Origin of the sequence: Gulosibacter sp. GYB002 (genome assembly GCF_036577665.1) — a bacterium.
Lineage (GTDB): Bacteria > Actinomycetota > Actinomycetes > Actinomycetales > Microbacteriaceae > Gulosibacter > Gulosibacter hominis.
This window is the reverse complement of the sequence record NZ_JARBDD010000009.1, coordinates 51,492-67,498: the sequence shown is the minus strand read 5'-3', so window position 1 is coordinate 67,498 and position 16,007 is coordinate 51,492. Positions and strand designations below refer to the sequence as shown.

The following is a 16,007-nucleotide window of genomic DNA, read 5'->3' as shown; positions in this document are numbered from 1 at the left end:
GCAAGCGAAGAGCCCCCGGCAGCCGAGCCAGATCCAGGGGTCGTGGCGAACCCAACGAGACGATCCCGAACACCCCTGACGGAGAGGGAAGCGGACGCTATCCGAACGGCAAAGGCAACCGGCGAAAGCACCATGTCAATCGCCAAGCGGTTCGGTATCCATCGGGTGACAGTGTGGGAGCACACGAAGCGGTGACCAGCGCAAGTCACGAGCAACTGCTGTCAGCGAACCATTCCCAGAGCGGCTCGTCGGCGATGCCCTTGTCTGTCCTGCGACGTAGACTGTCACTCAGAGTTGCATCTCGACTGGAGCTTGAATGGAGGTGACGGGATGACTGTTCGCGTTGAGGTCGCCCCCGATCTACTCCAGTGGGCAGTCGAACGAGCGGGGTGGGACGAGGCGACTGTCGAACGTCGTGCTCCCAAACTCGATGGGTGGGTCTCTGGTACCCAGCGTCCAACGCTGAAGCAGTTGGAGAAGTTCGCCAACGACACTCACACCCCTTTCGGGCTGTTGTTCCTCTCTGAACCGCCAGTGGAGGACGTGCCTATCCCAGACATGCGCACGATCGGGAACCTCGCGGTCCCGCGGCCGTCTGCTGACCTGTTGGAGACGATCTACCTGTGCCAGACCCGCCAGGACTGGTACCGGACCTATGCGCAAGAGAACGACGTGGGCGAACCTGAGTTTGTCGGCTCCGCAACGACCGAGACGCCGCCGGTGCTTGTCGCGGACCAGATGCGCGACTTGCTTGGCTTCGATCTGACCGAACGGAGCACCTTCTCCAGCTGGGAGGACGCTTTACGACGTCTGATCGACCGCATCGAGAACATAGGCGTCTTGGTGATGATCAATGGCGTCGTTGGCGCGAACACTCATCGTAAACTCAACCCTGAAGAGTTCCGAGGGTTCGCACTAACCGACCCACTCGTACCGCTGATCTTCGTCAACGGCGCTGACACCAAGGCCGCACAGATCTTCACCATGATCCACGAACTGGCTCACGTATGGCTGGGAGCAAGCGCCCTGTCCGATGCGGCCATGACCGCTAACCACGGGGTGACCGAGGAACTGTGGTGCAACCAAGTCGCCGCCGAAGTGCTAGTCCCGCTGACCACACTGCTCAGCGACTACCGCGGAGAAGCGAACATCGAGGAGTTGGAGCGCCTGGCTAAGAAATACCGAGTCAGCACCCTAGTGGTACTCAAACGCATCTTCGACGCTCGGCTCCTAACCTGGGACGACTATCAAGAGCGCTATGAGAACGAGCGGGACCGCGTGATCAGCATCCTCGCGGCGAGGCGCAGCGAGAACTCCGGTGGCAACTACTACTACACGCAGCCGATTCGACTTAGCCGTCAGTTCGCCCAGGCCGTGATCGCCAGCGCCTTCGAAGGGTCGACCACCTATCGGGACGCCTACCGCTTGCTCGGCACCAAGAAACACGCAACCTTCGAGAACCTGGCTGCCGAGTTGGGGGTCGCCTGATGTATCTGATCGACGCCAACGTGCTCATCGAGGACAAGAACCGTTACTACGCCTTCGACATCGCCCCTGGATTCTGGGCCTGGCTCGATCAGGCCCACCGACAATCCTTGGCCTGCAGCATCGACGCGGTCCGCGACGAGCTCCTTGAGGGTGACGACGAGCTCGCCGCCTGGGCACATGCTAACGCCGCATTCTTCCGAGCCGTCGATCAAGGAACTACACGACACTTCGGTGACCTCACCGCGTGGGCGACCTCACGAAGCTTCACCCCAGCAGCGCTAGCCGAATTCACCGGCACCAATGCCGACTATCTCCTCGTCGCCTACGCTCGCGAGCACCAGCACACGGTGGTCACCCACGAACGCTCTCAGCCCAACGCCCGAGCCAGGGTGTTGATCCCTGACGCCTGCCTGGCTATGGGCGTCGGCACGACCGACACCTTCCAGATGCTCCGCCAGACCGGAGCCCGGCTCGACCTCAGTGCGGGCACATCCACACCGTGAATGATACGTCCGTCCGTCACGGTTGCCTGCGCTCACCGCTAGCGTTATCGACATGACGGACCATCCACCGGCAACCCCCTACGGGTCTGCACGCGATCTCCCCTCAGTCAGGGAATTGGAGCAGCAGATGGCTGCGTTCAGGCTGCGGGGATTCCTGCTGCCACGAGACCAGCGAAAGGAACTCAAGCGCCCCCAAGGAGAGTATCGGCGGATCACCGATACTGTCGACGCATTCTATGCCCTACTGGGTCCTCGCAACTGGGTCTTCACTGGTGACCTAAATCTAGAAGCCATCGCTGAAATCATCTCAGCTCAAGACCCCGAGACTGCTGAGCAGCGGCTCATCGAGTATTACCAAACGCAGGATAGAATTTCATTCCCGCTTCGCCGACTCAACCGATTCGACGAGATGCGGCCGCGCATCCCCTTGCTGCAGAAGGCCCTGGTTGACTATGAATCAGGTCGTTTCTACAGCACCGTTCTCGTTTTACTCTCAGTTATGGATGGGTTCGTCAACGATTTGGACACCGCCCAACGCAAGGGGTTGCATGCACGGTCTCCCGAGGACATGGTTGCTTGGGACAGCGTCGTTGGACACCACCTCGGCCTTAGCCACGCCCACCAGTCATTCATCAAGGGCCACTACAAGACGAGCGTGGATGAAACCACCGAACTAGCCGGCAACGGGATCATGCACGGAACACTGGTGCACTACAACAATGAAGTCGTCGCAACAAAGGCATGGAACAGGCTATTCGCAGCCGCCGACTGGGCCGACTCCCGGAGACACCAAGCAGCCCCGGTTGAGCCCGGCCCAACGTTTCGCGAGGCGCTGGCACATTGGCGTGAGGTACAAGCGGACAAGACCAGACTTGACCAATGGGAACCCCATGAACACGAGAAGGAATCGTTCAGCGATCAGCCCTCGGAACTAGTCGCCGCATGCACGGACTTTCTCGAACGCTGGAGTAGACGCCAATGGGGCCCAATGGGCCAACACTTCATGCAGTTTGGCCCCACGCAGCGACCCGTCGGTCAACTCGCCGAAGAGGCAAAGCTCCTGTATCAAGAGTTGAGACTTGAAGAGTGGGAGATCCTCCGGGTCCGGCACGTGGCGGCAGCAGTCGCGCACACTGACGTCAGACTGATCGTCAATGCCGAGCGACATCAGACAGATCTGCGCTGGGTCCGAATCGACGGGAACGGAACAAGTGCTCCAGAGTGGCAAGCGGGCCGATGGTCGCTGTCACAGTATGGACCGGCGCACTTCCTCAAGTCTGAGCCAGGCTAGTGCCGTGAGCCGGCGCCCAGCTGCCACGCCTCTTGCAGATCAGGGTGTCAGCCGGTCGGCTCCAGCCAGGCGAAAACACTTCCACTGGTGCTCGGTGCTGCGTCGGTGCCATCGCTCGCCCTCATCTGCAAGACGCGTGGCCGATCTTTCGAGGTCTCTCATGAAACGAATCTCGATGATGCCGAGGCTCTGCGGCCGTGGGTTAGCTCGGGATTCGTACTGGCCATCATTGATACGGATCTCCGCGTCTTTGGGCAGAGACGGGATATTGAGTCGCTGACCGGCAGCGGGGTCACCTATGCTGGTGGGCATGTTGTTCTACGGCACTGCTTCGCTGCGACTGCGCAGCCGCTAACAGCGGCGAGCACCCTCCACAGGTTGTTGCTCCCGCCCCGGTGATCACGGCCGGGCGGCTCTTTCAGCGTGCCCGGCTCCGCAACAACCATGGAGCAAACAGTGCCTACCTATCGAGGCGGCCGTCATGAGCACGGCCAGAACTTCCTGACTGACCCATCCACCATTGCCACGATCACACGACTCGTGGCTGCCACCGAGGGCCCGATCATCGAGATCGGCCCCGGTGCCGGAGCACTCACCACCCCGCTGGCCCGGCTTGGGCGACCGGTGACAGCCGTCGAGATCGACACCCGGCTCGCCCGACACCTGACCCAACGACTACCGTCGCACGTGGAGGTCGTCGCCGATGACTTCCTGGCCTACCGGCTTCCCACGTCTGCGCATGTGCTCGTCGGCAACCTACCGTTTCACCAGACCACGGCCATACTGCGCCGCATTCTGCACGCCCCGGCATGGACTGATGCAATCGTGCTCGTGCAATGGGAGGTTGCGCGGCGCAGAGCGGGCGTCGGCGGTGCCACGATGATGACGGCGCAATGGGCGCCTTGGTTCGAGTTCACGCTGCACAGTCGTGTTCCCGCTCGCGCGTTCACCCCGCGTCCGGGAGTCGACGGCGGAATCCTCACCATCCACCGTCGCGAACATCCGCTGCTGTCCCCGACACAGCGACGCCAGTTCCATGCCCTAGTCCACCGCGTCTACACCGGCCCCGGCCGGGGGCTCGCCCAGATCCTCGCGCGCACCACCTCACTCGGGTCACCACAGACCGCACAGGCGTGGCTGACACGCCACGGCATGACCGCTGCAGGGCTCCCGAAGGACATGCCCGTCGAGGCATGGGTGGACTTGTTCAAGACCACCAGTTCTTCACCGCCTGCACACCGTGCGCAGACGCAGCAGGTGAAGTCAAGGAGACGCCGTCGATGACCATCGCAGCGCGGCGCCAGGCCTGCCGCTACACGTCAACAGCTAGGAGTGCCACGGAGCAACGTTCCGGTGAAACATCCACAGAACTGGCAGCGCGGCTGCTCGCAGAAGCACCTCAACGGGATTGGCGGCTCCGTGACCTTGCCGCGCTGGTTCACCTCTCGGTGTCACAGCTGGGCAGAGCGTTCACACAACGATTCGGGATGCCGCCCATGCGGTACCTGGCTCACATTCGGGCCCATCGGCTGGCTGAGCTCCTGGTCGAGACTGATCTTCCAATCGGCGTCGCCATGACAAAAGTCGGGTGGCGCAGCCGTGGGCATGCCGCACGGCAGTTCACCGACGTCGTCGGGATCAGCCCGTCCGAATATCGGCGCACTGCGATTGGGCGCACTCTCACGGAGACCAGCCCGTGGCCATCAGCAACGCAGGGCAGCCCCCAATCAAAAGGCCCCCTCACGACAGGAGTGCTGTGAGGCCGTCGGAGAGAATCTCGCGTGGGCTGATGTGGTGCGTCGCGTGGAGCCGCGCATAGGTAGGAGCTTGGTCAGGGTCAATGGCGACGCGCTTCTCGTCAGACGCCATGGGTGCGGTCAGCGAGGCGCCAATCACCAGGTTGGACAATCGGTAGGCCGTTCCCAGCGGATCCGGGGTACCCGCTTGTTCGAGCAGGACGCACATCCGCTCGGAAAGGGCCAGGTACGCCGGGCCCCTGGGAGCGCGCATACCGATGACCTGACCGGCCCACCGGTGGGTCGTGAGGTGCGCGAAGAAGGCGTGCATCAGGGCAGGCAGGTCGGCGTTGCGGATCGACTCGGACATCACGGGATCGTCTGCAAGCGCTGTGTCGAGGGCGAGGTCGAACAGATCGTCGACGGATTCAACGCGGGAGTACAGGCTGGCTGGAGCGACACCCACCTGTTGCGCCACAGATCGCAGGGTGAGGGCCCTCAACCCGCCTTCGTCCAGCAGCCTCACCGATGCTCTCGCAACCTCCACGATGTCCACTGCGCGGAGGCGTTGCACAGGTTTGCGGTGTTCCCAGTAGCTCACCCCACCAGCCTAACCAAACACGCTTCAGTTAGCTATCCATTCTATGTTAGGTTTAGCGCATGCTGGATGCCACCACCCTCCCGATCACCTTCGAGAACACTCGCCTACGCCCCCTCTCTGAGCTGGACGCAGACGCGTATGCAGCCGGCACCAAGGATGAAGCTGTGCGGCGCTTCGGCCACCTGCCCGAGTCCGACTACACCCCCGAGTCCGTGCGATGGATGATCCGTGACGAGGTTGCTGAGGGTCTGTCGTCCGGCACGCTGGCAGTCCTCGCACTTGCCGACGCCGAGACGGACCGGTTTGTGGGCTCCTTGGTGCTCTTCGACGTCAGCTCCGAGGCTGCCGAGGTCGGGTTCTGGATTCATCCGGATGCGCGGGGAGCAGGGCACGCTCGTCGGGGCCTGGAGTTGGCATCGCGCTTCGCACGCAACAGTGGACTGCGAACCTTGACAGCACGCACGCTCCTGGAGAACAAGGCCCCCCAGCGGTGCTTGACGAACGCAGGGTTCCGTGAGGTCGAGCGAGCCGTCGGGACCACGCCCGCAGGGCAGTGCGAGGAACTATTCCATTACCGGCGCGACCTCAAGCCCACCGCCCAGTGGCCGTTGGCGACGGAGCGGCTTCGGCTCCGTCCACATAACGCCGACGATGCCGAATGGCTTCACGAGCTGTACTCGCGACCCGATGTTGCCCGCTACCTGCTGGACGAGCCATGGACCGCGGAAGTCACCCACGACAAGCTCACAGAACGCCTAGCGAAGACTGACATCGATGGCGAGACTGGCGCGCTTGCGCTGGTCATCGAGCATGACGGCGTCCCGATCGGAGACGTCGCGTTGTGGCTCACCGATCACGAGCACCGTCAAGGCGAGATCGGGTGGGTTCTCGACCCGGCGCACGGTGGGCAAGGTTTCGCCAGCGAAGCCGTCCGAGCAGTGCTCGCCCTCGGGTTTGACCACTACCGGCTCCACCGCATCACCGCGGTGATGGATGCCCGAAACAGCGCCTCGGCAGCACTGGCTCGTCGTGTCGGGCTCCGGCTCGAAGCACATCACGTCCAGGACTGGTTCAGCAAGGGCGAATGGACCGACACCCTCATCTTCGCGCGACTTGCCTCCGAGCACATGCCCCAATGATGGGGAGTCTGACTTCATGCTCCCTTCCTTGCAGGTTCACTGCTTTTCCATGTCGGGCGACGTCGCCTGCTCTGCGCGGGCTGTGTTGTTGCGGGCGGGGGGGTTATGCACTGGCAACCCTGGTTCTGAAGGCGAACTTGTGGATGTTCGCGGTCAGCCTGTTACTCTCGGGCACAGGAATTGGAGTCCTGATCACAATGGCTTCCTCCACGATCATTTCCAACGTGTCTGCTGATGGGGCAGGGATGGCCCCGGCGTCGAGGAAGTGTCATACGAGTTCGGCAGCCTGATCTCCGTCACGTTGCTAGACAGCATCTACGCGACGTTCATGGCCCGTGAACCCTCCTGTGGGACTGAGGGGTACCAGGTTTCGCTGGCGCTCGCAGCGGCTGCATGCCTTGTCGGGTTCATGGGCATCACCCTCCTCTTACGCAGTGATCGAGCCCTGTCGCGCTAAGCACTCGACCTCCACGCGGATGAGCCTTCGGAGGCTCCCATGAGTCGCAACCACATGGAGTCTCTACGTCAAGTGGCGGAACCTGACCCTGCTGAGATTGCCGCATCACTACTCAACGACCGGCCGGAAGTGCAATGGACTCTGGACTCACTGGCAAGAGAGGTGCACATTTCGCCGTCTCAGTTGGGTAGAGTTTTCGCGCGACGGTACGGGATCAGCCCGATGAAGTACCTGACGCGGGTTCGCTGCGTCCAGCTCGCGACACTGCTCGCGCGCAGCCGACGTCCTGTCGGTGAACTGATGCACGAGGTGGGATGGCGCAGCCGAGGCAATGCTGCGCGACAATTTCGACGCATCACTGGCCTCCTTCCTACTGCGTACCGTGACCAGTCTCAGCAACGCGCTCGGCCCGTCACACCACTCACTGATGGGCACGCCAAGTACCCGCGCTGTGGCCAAGAAGTCGAGATCGCTTCAGTGTTGATGATTCCAAACGCCGCTTCCTTGTGACGATTCTGCTCATCTTCGGAAGCAACGCATGGCCTGATCTCAGCGCACCTGCTAGGCCGGGTATGACACGTCGGGTTCGTTGGGTTCCTGACGGTCACTGTAAGGGTTCCTTGTTGTCCGTCTTCTAGTGCTGGTGGTTCCGGCGTACCTGATGGTCACCGGGTCGGTTCTTCGACCCGGTGGATAGGTTCGCGGAAGGAGACCGGCAGGGCAACCTCAGGCAAAGATGCTCGGGCGGCGCGGGAGGCGAAGCTTGATGCGCTGCACGAGCGGCTGACGGGTGCGGTCGAGCAGCTGGTCTCGGGTGAGGATTGGGCCCGGGCGTTGGCGCTCGCGGCCCGGTTCCGAGCACGGTCGTTCGCGAACACGATTCTGATCTTCACCCAGCGCCAAGAGGCCTACGGACTGGGTCTGGTGCCGGACCCGGTTCCCTCGCATGTCGCCGGGTATCGGCAGTGGCAGCAGTTGGGTCGTCGCCAGGTCTCCAAGGGGCAGCCGGGGTATCAGATTCTGGCGCCGGTGACGGGACGGTTCGCCTCAGCAACCCCGCAGGATGCTGAGTCGTGGCGACGCCTTGGGAAGGGTGAGAAGCCGCGTGCGGGTGAGACGGTGCGCACGAAGATGGTCGGTGTCCGCCCCGCCTACGTCGGGGACGCTTCCCAGACCACGGGTGACCCGATTCCTGAGCCGCCGGCGCCGCGGTTGTTGGAGGGACAGGCTCCTGCCGGGTTGCTGGAAGGCCCCGCTACGCAAGTCGCCGAGGCCGGATTCGAGCTTAGACTGGTCGCTGACGCGACAGCGATGTTCGGGGCGAACGGGCTGACCGACTACATCAACCATGTGGTGTCGGTGCGGACGGCTGTCGCCGGGACGGTGTTCATCGCGATCGGGGCGTTCTGGCTGTCCGTCACCGCTCTGGCTGATCTCGCGGCCCGTTCGGGGCATCGGGACGGGTCAGGCGTGGGCGTGGCCGTTGATCGTCGTCGGCACCATCGTGGTGGCCACCGTCGCCATCGTCGCACTTGCCGGCCAGAAGGCCGCTTGGCATCCCTGGGCCCTGTTGAACGACGGTGCCGTCGTCCCGGTCACCGCCAACGCCCTCACCTGGGCCCAAGACAGCAACAAGGCCCGAACCGAAACCGGCGATGATAGCAAGGGTTCGAGCCTTGTGTGTGGAGTGGACCTAACGGGATTCGAACCCGTGACCTTCTCATTGCGAACGAGACGCGCTACCAACTGCGCCATAGGCCCGTGAGTATCCCTACAGCCTAGCACCGCTCACGAGGTGGCCCAGCTAACCACTGCCGCCGCCGATGATGCCGCTGGTACCTCCGCCACTGCTATCACCGGGCTGTGGTGTCTCAGGAGCCGTCTCGTCCGGTTTGTCAGGAGCGTTGTCTTCACTGGGCTGCGGTTCCTTAGGCTCCTTCGTCTCCTTAGGTTCCTCAGTCTTCTTTGGAGTCTCAGTGGGCGTCGGTTCCGGCGATGGCGGCGGCGGAGGCGGCGGCACATACGACTGCGAGTACTCCATATGCTCGTCGCGCACTGCGCCAAGCGCCGCCCCGAGATCACGAACATTCACGCAAAGCTGGTCGATTCGATCGATGCTCAGGTTCCCACGCAGCTTCTGCTCGGCCTCGCGAGCTTCCTCCATCGTCGACCAGTCAGCTTCGTACCACTCGTCAAGCTTCGACTCGACCTGGTCGGCAAGTGCGCGCGCATATTGCTCCACGAAGAATTTCTTCGTTTCGTCAACCTTGCTCTGCGTGAACCCGGCATCGTTCTTATAGACCGACTCGGTGGTTTCATCAAGCAGACCGCGCATCTGCTCACTCGCCTTCTGCGGTGCAAAAGTTGCCGACACCGCATAACAGCCAAAAATCGGATCGATCTGCGCGCGCGCATCCATCACATCGTCGCCCAGCTGAATCACGCCAATGTTCTCGGTCGCCAACGCCTGCGCCCGCGCACGCTGCGCGGTGCCAACCACCGAAAAAACCGTCGGCAGCAGCAAAAGCACCGCAACCAAAATCGCGGCCGCGGTAACCCACTGCAGCTGACGCTGACGAGATGCCGAACGCCAAACCGCTAGCGGCCCGCCCCCACGTGCGCGGGCGCTTGTCGACCCGATGCGCGCGTGGTCATCACCCTCCGCTGAAAACTCGCCTTCGGGAACGTCAATGGCTTCATCGTCGGCACCCGCGAACGGGTCATCGATTTCGTCAGCCACTGCATCCCCCAGACATGGACCCCCGGAACCGAACCGGGATGAAGACATACAATTTTAGAGCACGTCGCGCACTTTTTCCCAATAACCAGCGCCCAGCAAATGCGCCCAGGGAGCAGCGCGCCCGCAACAGCGCTCGCTACCCGGCGCGACGCCGGCGCAGCACCGCATCCAAATCGCTGCAATCACCGGGCTCGGCCGCGAGCTCTTCGAGCTGGTCGAGCCGCTCGCTCAGTTGACCATCGACCGTGATCGCTCGCATCGGCCGCAGCTGCGTGGCAAAGCGATTGCTCTCAACCTGCTGGTGTGCTTCGCGCAGCGCCGCCGTCGACTTTGCGGCTTCCTCATGCAGCAACGCGGCCAGGTCGCGGTCGAACTGCTCGTCGCGCTGCCCGCCGGGCCCGTCCGGGTCGGTCGGGTCAAGCTCGTCGGCCGTTGCCCGCTCAAGGTACAGCGGCTTTGGCAGTTTCACCGGTGTCCACTCGGTACCCTTCGCCGGCGCCGGGGTCGACACGATGGGTTCAATATCGTGAACGATCGGTTCATCGTTTGCGACAGCGACGGCTTCCTGCGGTTCGGCAGCAGGTTCAGCAACCGGAGCGGGCACATTGGCCTCTCGCTGCGCGGCCTGCGCCACACGGTGGATGCGCTGCAACATCCACGCTGCTCCCCCGAGCAGCACCAACCCAAGCACCACTAGCACGGCCCGGGCGACACCGCCGAGCAGCAGCCATCCGGCAATCACCAGGAGCAGCCCGGCAAAGCCCACGCCGCTGGAGGCGAGCCGGCCGCGACGTCGACGGGCCGCCGCCTCGCCACGCGCATCGCCAGTGGGAATTTCACCGGTACGGCGGCGAGCGTCTGCGCGCTGCGCTCCCGAGGCACCGTTGGCCCAGCGATCCTGTGCGGTGGCGCGGTCGGCCTGCAGGGCCGCTTCGCGTTGGAGTTCTGCTTCGGCTGCGGCTCGCGCGCGCGCACTTGCCTGCTGCCGTGCCTGTGCATCCACTATTGCTGCCTCCGCTCGCTCACGCTCGGTTTCAAGTTCTGCTTCGCGCAGTTTCGCCGCGGTGCGCCACGCCTGTTCACGGATGCGTTGCTCGCGCAGCTCCTGCTCAATCTGTTCGGTTTCGAGGCGTTGGCGCTCGCGCTGCAGTTCTACCTCTTGCTCACGCCGCTGCGCTTCGAACCGGGCACGCTCACGCTCGAGTTTAGTTTCGGCCTGGGTTGCGCGTCGCAATTCACGCCGCTGCGCACGCAAATTCCGGGCGCTGGCTTCGATATCCACAAGTTCGGGCCGCTCGCAGGTTTCGGCGAGCGCCCGCATGGTCTGCTGCAGCTGGATCGCGTAGCGCTGTGATTGGCGCGCGTTGTGGTCGCGCACCCAGCCGGGAACAAATACGACGACGACAAGCAGTGCGAGCAACACAATTGCCACACCACTGATCCCCGTCAACATTTCCATGCAATAAAGCTAGGTACGGCTGTGACCAATGTGACGAATTGATATGGGTGTGTCCTAATTACTCACCCAAATGCGTCACAAAACTGCAAAATTCTGTTTAAGTCGGCCAGGTCACGCGCGCCACCGATTCATCCACCCGGCCGGCGCGCCAGCGATTGAGGATGCCCTCGGGCACCTCCCCTGCCAGCAGTGCGAAACAATAATGGTCGCGCCAGTCGCCATCGATATGGATATAGCCGCGGCGATACCCCTCATATCGAAACCCGAGTTTTTGCACCACGCGCAGTGATGCGGCATTTTCGGGCCGAATACAAATCTCGATTCGGTGCAGCTTCATCTGTTGAAAGCAATAGTCGGTCGCCATCGCCACCGCCCTCGGCGTGAGCCCGCGACCGGCGAGATCTTTATTCACCCAGTAGCCGATTGACGCCGACAGCACGGCCCCGTACTGAATATTCGACACGGTCAGCTGCCCAACGATGGTCTGGTCAATCGACATCACAAAGGGCAGCGCCAGGCCCTGCCCGGCAAGATCAAGCAGGCTCCGGATGCCCGCACGAACGTCCCAGCGCCCCTCATCCCCCGGCAGCGTTGCTTCCCAGGGTTGCAGCCACTCGCGGTCACGAAGCAGCACCGCTTCGAGCTCGCGCGCGTCCCGCATCCGCACACACCGCAGCCGCAGCTCGCCGTCGTTGAGCACCGGCACGAATGAGCCGGGCAGCATCTGGATCATGCCTCTGGCGGGCCGGCGATCTGGTCGACGTTTTCGCGCAGCCAGGCTCGCAACTCGGCACCAATCGTCGGGTGCTGCGAGGCAAGTTCGAGGTTGGCTTTCACATAGTCGAGTTTGTTGCCGGTGTCATAGCGGCGCCCGTCGAACACCAGCGCAATCACACCGCCACCCATGTCGGGATTCTTGGCGAGAACCTGCAGCGCGTCGGTGAGCTGAATTTCGCCGCCGCGGCCGGGTGCAGTTTGCTCGAGCACATCGAACACTTCGGGGCGCAACACATAGCGGCCAAGCACGGCGAGATTCGACGGTGCCTGTTCGGGTTCGGGTTTTTCGACAAGCTCAGCCAACCGCACGCAGGGCCAGCGGAAACCATCCACGCGCTCGGGCTCGCCGTCTGCCAGCAGCGGGCTGACGACACCGTACGATCGTACATCCTCAATCGGCACTTCTTGCACCGCAATCACGCTGGCGCCGGTGGCCTCATGCACCCGGATCATTTCGCGCATCAGTTCATCGCCGCCGACGATGATGTCGTCACCGAGCAGCACCCCGAAGCTGTCATTGCCAACATGCTGGTGGGCTCTCAGCACCGCGTGACCGAGACCGAGCGGGTTGCCCTGCCGCAAATAGTGCATATCGGCGAGCTCTTGCGGGGCACGAACCGCCGCGAGTTTTTCTTCGTCACCGCGCTGCGCGAGAGTCTCTTCGAGTTCTGCAACCCGGTCAAAGTGGTTTTCAAGCGGTGTTTTGTTGCGCCCGGTAACCATGAGCAGGTCGGTCAGCCCGGCTCCGGCGGCCTCTTCAACCACATATTGAATGGCAGGCCGGTCGACCACCGGCAACATTTCTTTCGGGATGGCCTTGGTTGCTGGCAAAAACCGGGTACCGAGACCTGCTGCGGGAATCACTGCTTTGGTTACGCGTCGAGCCATGGCGAGCATGTTACCCACTCATTGCAGCTTTCGACATGAACCCACGCCTACTCTGGAGGTATGAGCAGCTTCGATGCGCCCGAAACTCCCGATCCGATGGTTCCCGGATCGGTTCTCGACACCCCTCCGGCTGATGACCCAATAGTGCAGGCAAAACGCGCCCTGCGCATCGAAACACGCGAACGGCGAATGGCCCGCTCTGAGGCCGAACGCAACGAGCTCGGCGATGCAATCACCACCCGACTGCAAGAGCTGGTAACCAGTCGAAACGCAATGCGGGTGGCAGCGTTTTTGTCGACCCCGCTTGAGCCGCAGCTTGATCCGTTTCTGCGCTGGACACGCACCGCCGGCATCACGGTGCTCCTGCCGATTTCGCGCGAGGATGGGCTGCTCGACTGGGTGGTTGACACCGGCGAATACCGGCAAAATGAACAGTTGCGGGTTCCCGAACCGGTCGGAGTTCCCGTCGCACCGATTGAATTCGACAGCGTCGATCTCGTGATCTGCCCCGCCGCTCGAGTTGATCGCTGGGGTGGCCGACTCGGCTGGGGCGGTGGCTACTACGACCGGATGCTCGATTCGTGCACGCAGTGCCCCCCGGTTTTCGCGCTCATCCACGACGATGAACTGGTCGACTCGGTGCCGCTGGCCCCGCACGATGTCCGTGTCGATGGCGTGGTGACACCAACTCGGTGCATCGAATTCACCGAATAGCTGCCCAGACCACCTACTAATGACGCCAGATCCGCATAGAATGACTGGCGTTCACTGTCTATCGAATGCAAAGGACCCCAGTGAAGGGCTTTAAAGAATTCATTATGCGTGGCAATGTCATCGAACTTGCCACCGCGGTTATCATCGGTGCGGCTTTCACCGCCATCGTTGATGCGCTGGTTGCTGGCATCTTTGACCCGCTGATCGCCGCCGTATTCAATGCCGACAACATCGCCGATGCGGTGCTGCAGGTCGGCCCCGTGAAGTTCGGTGTGGGTGCGGTTATCGCCGCCATCATCAACTTCCTGATCATCGCCGCAGTCGTCTACTTCTTGATCGTGCTGCCGTTCAACAAACTCAACGAGCGCGCCTACATCATGCGCCACGGTCACAAGCCCGAGCCCGAGGTGGCAGCACCCACCGAGGCCGAGCTGCTCACCGAGATCCGCGACCTGCTCGCCGCAAACAAGCAGCAGCAGTAGTAGCAGCATCCAATAGTTCTTAGCTGGTCGCCACATTCGTGTGGCGACCAGCTATTTTTATCCGGATGCACCCAAAACCGGATGCAATCAAAATCGGATGCAATCAAAATCGGATGCGCAACGACACTGATTCGAGATATATCGAGCGAGTTCAGTGTCGCTTCAAGGTATCCGGTGCCGGCACCCAGGCAAGTAGCGCCATCAGCAAAATCGCCGCTCCCATGGCAAATGACCACGAGAACCCGAACATCGTCACCACCCAGCCGGCAACGATAGGGCCAAGAATCTGCCCCGCATCCTGTGACATTTGAAAAGCCGCCAGCACCCGGCCGCCCGAGCGTTCCCGACCAATAATGTCGCCCAGCGCCGCCTGTTCGGCGGGTGCGGCGAGCCCCGAACCAAATCCGGCCACCACGCTCGCCACAAACACAAACCACAGTTCGCTGGTGAGCGCGTACATCACAAACCCGGCCGCAGCCACCGCGAGACCTGCGATGATGAGCGGGCGTCGGCCCAGCCGGTCACTCGCCCGACCGGCCCACTGCAGGGCGAGCACATTGCCCATCGCCCCAACGGCAACGACGGTTCCCGCAACCCACGGCTCATCGGGCACGAGCGAAGCCACGAACAGCGGCACGACCGCCACGCGCATCCCCATCACGGCCCAACCGTTAGCGAGTCCGAATATGAGCGTGGCCCGGTAGGCCGGCAATTGCAGCGCCTCGCGAAATTTCATGGGCGGCGCTGCCTTGTCTTTGGCGCCGCGCTCATGTGGCCCACGCAGCGCGAAGGCGACGATCGCGCTCGCCACCAGTAGCGCACACCCGTAGGCCACAAAGGGCACGGTGATTCCGAGCTCGGCAAGTAGCCCGCCGATGAACGGGCCAGAGATACCGCCGATGAGAAACATCCCGGCCCACATCGAAGACACGCGGCCCCGCAGCTGGGGTGGCGAGTATTTCACCACCATCGACGCGGCAGCCAGTGTGAACATCACCGACCCCACACCACCCAAGCCACGGAATATCAGCAGCTGCGTGTAAGAACCTGCCATCGCGGTGGCAAAACTCGACGCCGCAACGATCACCATGCCGAGCGAATACATTGTGCGTTCGCCGAACCGGTCAGTCAGACGTCCCGCGATGGGCGAGGTGATTAGGCGCATAAAAGCGAAGGCACTGACCACCACACCGACGAGCAGTTCATCAACACCAAAGGTTTTGGTGTACTGCGGCAGCACGGGCACAATCAGCCCGAAGCCGATGGCCACAAAAAACGTCGCCGACAGCAGCACCCAAATTTCGGCGGGGATGCGCACTGCCGGTTTCGCGTCAAAAATGATTGGAATCTGCCCGGTTTCGAGTGATTCCAGTTGGGCGCGCTGCGCCTCGTGCGACTCAGCCGAATTATCGGGGCGCGGATTAATGCTCGACATTGTGTGGTGGTAGATCGGCCAGCAGGCGGGCATCGTTCGAGTCGCTGGTGTAATCGTCGCGCACCTCGAGTGAGCGGTCGGCGTCGAAATCGCCCCAGCTGTCGAGTCGGTCTTCGCCGGCCGGTTCGCCCTGTATGCGGGTGAACCCCTCACGCTCAAAACGCTGCGGTGTGGGGTCGGCACCGGGAACTGGTTGGGTGCGCACCCGTCGCTGCGGTTTGGCCATACCGGTGACGCCTCTCTACTCGAACGCTATTGGCACCCACTGTACGCTGCAGCGATCGGGCGAAACCGGAT

General features: G+C 62.5%; 16 protein-coding genes, 1 tRNA gene and 1 pseudogene. 10 read left to right on the top strand and 8 right to left on the bottom strand.

Going from position 1 to position 16,007, the window contains the following annotated elements:
• The first annotated feature begins 330 nt into the window (after positions 1 to 330).
• The 5 genes from PV375_RS05980 (at position 331) to PV375_RS05960 (ending at position 5,042) form a co-directional block, all read left to right on the top strand.
• On the top strand, positions 331 to 1,488 hold the full coding sequence (locus PV375_RS05980) for an ImmA/IrrE family metallo-endopeptidase (protein ID WP_332106557.1): 1,158 nt from the start codon (positions 331 to 333) through the stop codon (positions 1,486 to 1,488).
• Positions 1,488 to 1,991, top strand: coding sequence for a DUF4411 family protein (locus tag PV375_RS05975; protein WP_332106556.1), 504 nt, complete (start codon positions 1,488 to 1,490; stop codon positions 1,989 to 1,991). The genes PV375_RS05980 and PV375_RS05975 overlap by 1 nt, the downstream gene beginning before the upstream one ends.
• Positions 1,992 to 2,043: 52 nt before the next feature.
• Positions 2,044 to 3,282, top strand: a complete 1,239-nt coding sequence (locus PV375_RS05970; RefSeq protein WP_332106555.1) for a hypothetical protein — start codon at positions 2,044 to 2,046, stop codon at positions 3,280 to 3,282.
• A gap of 456 nt (positions 3,283 to 3,738) precedes the next feature.
• Entirely contained in the window at positions 3,739 to 4,566 is an 828-nt protein-coding gene (gene erm / locus PV375_RS05965) for a 23S ribosomal RNA methyltransferase Erm (RefSeq protein WP_332106554.1), read from the top strand.
• Positions 4,476 to 5,042: a helix-turn-helix domain-containing protein gene (locus PV375_RS05960; RefSeq protein WP_332106553.1), complete on the top strand. Its 567-nt coding sequence runs from the start codon at positions 4,476 to 4,478 to the stop codon at positions 5,040 to 5,042. The genes erm and PV375_RS05960 overlap by 91 nt, the downstream gene beginning before the upstream one ends.
• On the opposite strand, the gene PV375_RS05955 is transcribed toward PV375_RS05960, so the two are convergent.
• Complete coding sequence (locus tag PV375_RS05955) at positions 5,023 to 5,619, bottom strand: TetR/AcrR family transcriptional regulator (RefSeq protein WP_332106552.1); 597 nt, start codon at positions 5,617 to 5,619, stop codon at positions 5,023 to 5,025. The two genes, PV375_RS05960 and PV375_RS05955, sit on opposite strands and share 20 nt — an antisense overlap.
• 59 nt (positions 5,620 to 5,678) lie before the next feature.
• On the opposite strand from PV375_RS05955, the gene PV375_RS05950 reads away from it, so the two are divergent.
• The 3 genes and pseudogenes from PV375_RS05950 to PV375_RS05945 form a co-directional block, all read left to right on the top strand.
• Positions 5,679 to 6,758 carry a GNAT family N-acetyltransferase gene (locus tag PV375_RS05950; protein ID WP_332106551.1) on the top strand — a complete coding sequence of 360 codons (1,080 nt, stop codon included), beginning with the start codon at positions 5,679 to 5,681 and terminating at the stop codon, positions 6,756 to 6,758.
• Positions 6,759 to 7,254: 496 nt separating this feature from the next.
• On the top strand, positions 7,255 to 7,725 hold the full coding sequence (locus PV375_RS10550; RefSeq protein ID WP_442903936.1) for a helix-turn-helix domain-containing protein: 471 nt from the start codon (positions 7,255 to 7,257) through the stop codon (positions 7,723 to 7,725).
• Positions 7,726 to 8,526: 801 nt separating this feature from the next.
• Positions 8,527 to 8,827: pseudogene (locus PV375_RS05945) on the top strand (DUF2637 domain-containing protein); the annotation flags it as partial.
• A gap of 76 nt (positions 8,828 to 8,903) precedes the next feature.
• On the opposite strand, the gene PV375_RS05940 reads toward PV375_RS05945, so the two are convergent.
• The 5 genes from PV375_RS05940 to galU all read right to left on the bottom strand — a co-directional run bounded on the left by PV375_RS05940 (position 8,904) and on the right by galU (position 13,088).
• Positions 8,904 to 8,976: transfer RNA gene (locus PV375_RS05940), tRNA-Ala, on the bottom strand.
• Between the two features lie 43 nt (positions 8,977 to 9,019).
• Complete coding sequence (locus PV375_RS05935) at positions 9,020 to 9,955, bottom strand: hypothetical protein (protein WP_332106550.1); 936 nt, start codon at positions 9,953 to 9,955, stop codon at positions 9,020 to 9,022.
• A 136-nt stretch (positions 9,956 to 10,091) separates the two neighbouring features.
• Positions 10,092 to 11,414, bottom strand: coding sequence for a hypothetical protein (locus PV375_RS05930; protein ID WP_332106549.1), 1,323 nt, complete (start codon positions 11,412 to 11,414; stop codon positions 10,092 to 10,094).
• 97 nt (positions 11,415 to 11,511) lie between these two features.
• On the bottom strand, positions 11,512 to 12,147 hold the full coding sequence (locus PV375_RS05925) for a GNAT family N-acetyltransferase (RefSeq protein WP_332106548.1): 636 nt from the start codon (positions 12,145 to 12,147) through the stop codon (positions 11,512 to 11,514).
• Complete coding sequence (gene galU / locus PV375_RS05920) at positions 12,144 to 13,088, bottom strand: UTP--glucose-1-phosphate uridylyltransferase GalU (protein WP_442903938.1); 945 nt, start codon at positions 13,086 to 13,088, stop codon at positions 12,144 to 12,146. The genes PV375_RS05925 and galU overlap by 4 nt, the downstream gene beginning before the upstream one ends.
• A gap of 51 nt (positions 13,089 to 13,139) precedes the next feature.
• Between galU and PV375_RS05915 the strand changes: the two genes are divergently transcribed.
• Positions 13,140 to 13,793 carry a 5-formyltetrahydrofolate cyclo-ligase gene (locus PV375_RS05915; RefSeq protein ID WP_332106546.1) on the top strand — a complete coding sequence of 218 codons (654 nt, stop codon included), beginning with the start codon at positions 13,140 to 13,142 and terminating at the stop codon, positions 13,791 to 13,793.
• 80 nt (positions 13,794 to 13,873) lie between these two features.
• Positions 13,874 to 14,275: a large conductance mechanosensitive channel protein MscL gene (mscL, locus tag PV375_RS05910; protein WP_332106545.1), complete on the top strand. Its 402-nt coding sequence runs from the start codon at positions 13,874 to 13,876 to the stop codon at positions 14,273 to 14,275.
• A 151-nt stretch (positions 14,276 to 14,426) separates the two neighbouring features.
• Here the strand turns inward: mscL and PV375_RS05905 are convergent, their stop codons facing one another.
• On the bottom strand, positions 14,427 to 15,710 hold the full coding sequence (locus PV375_RS05905) for an MFS transporter (RefSeq protein ID WP_332106544.1): 1,284 nt from the start codon (positions 15,708 to 15,710) through the stop codon (positions 14,427 to 14,429).
• Positions 15,697 to 15,936, bottom strand: coding sequence for a hypothetical protein (locus tag PV375_RS05900; RefSeq protein WP_332106543.1), 240 nt, complete (start codon positions 15,934 to 15,936; stop codon positions 15,697 to 15,699). The genes PV375_RS05905 and PV375_RS05900 overlap by 14 nt, the downstream gene beginning before the upstream one ends.
• Between the last annotated feature and the right edge of the window lie 71 nt (positions 15,937 to 16,007).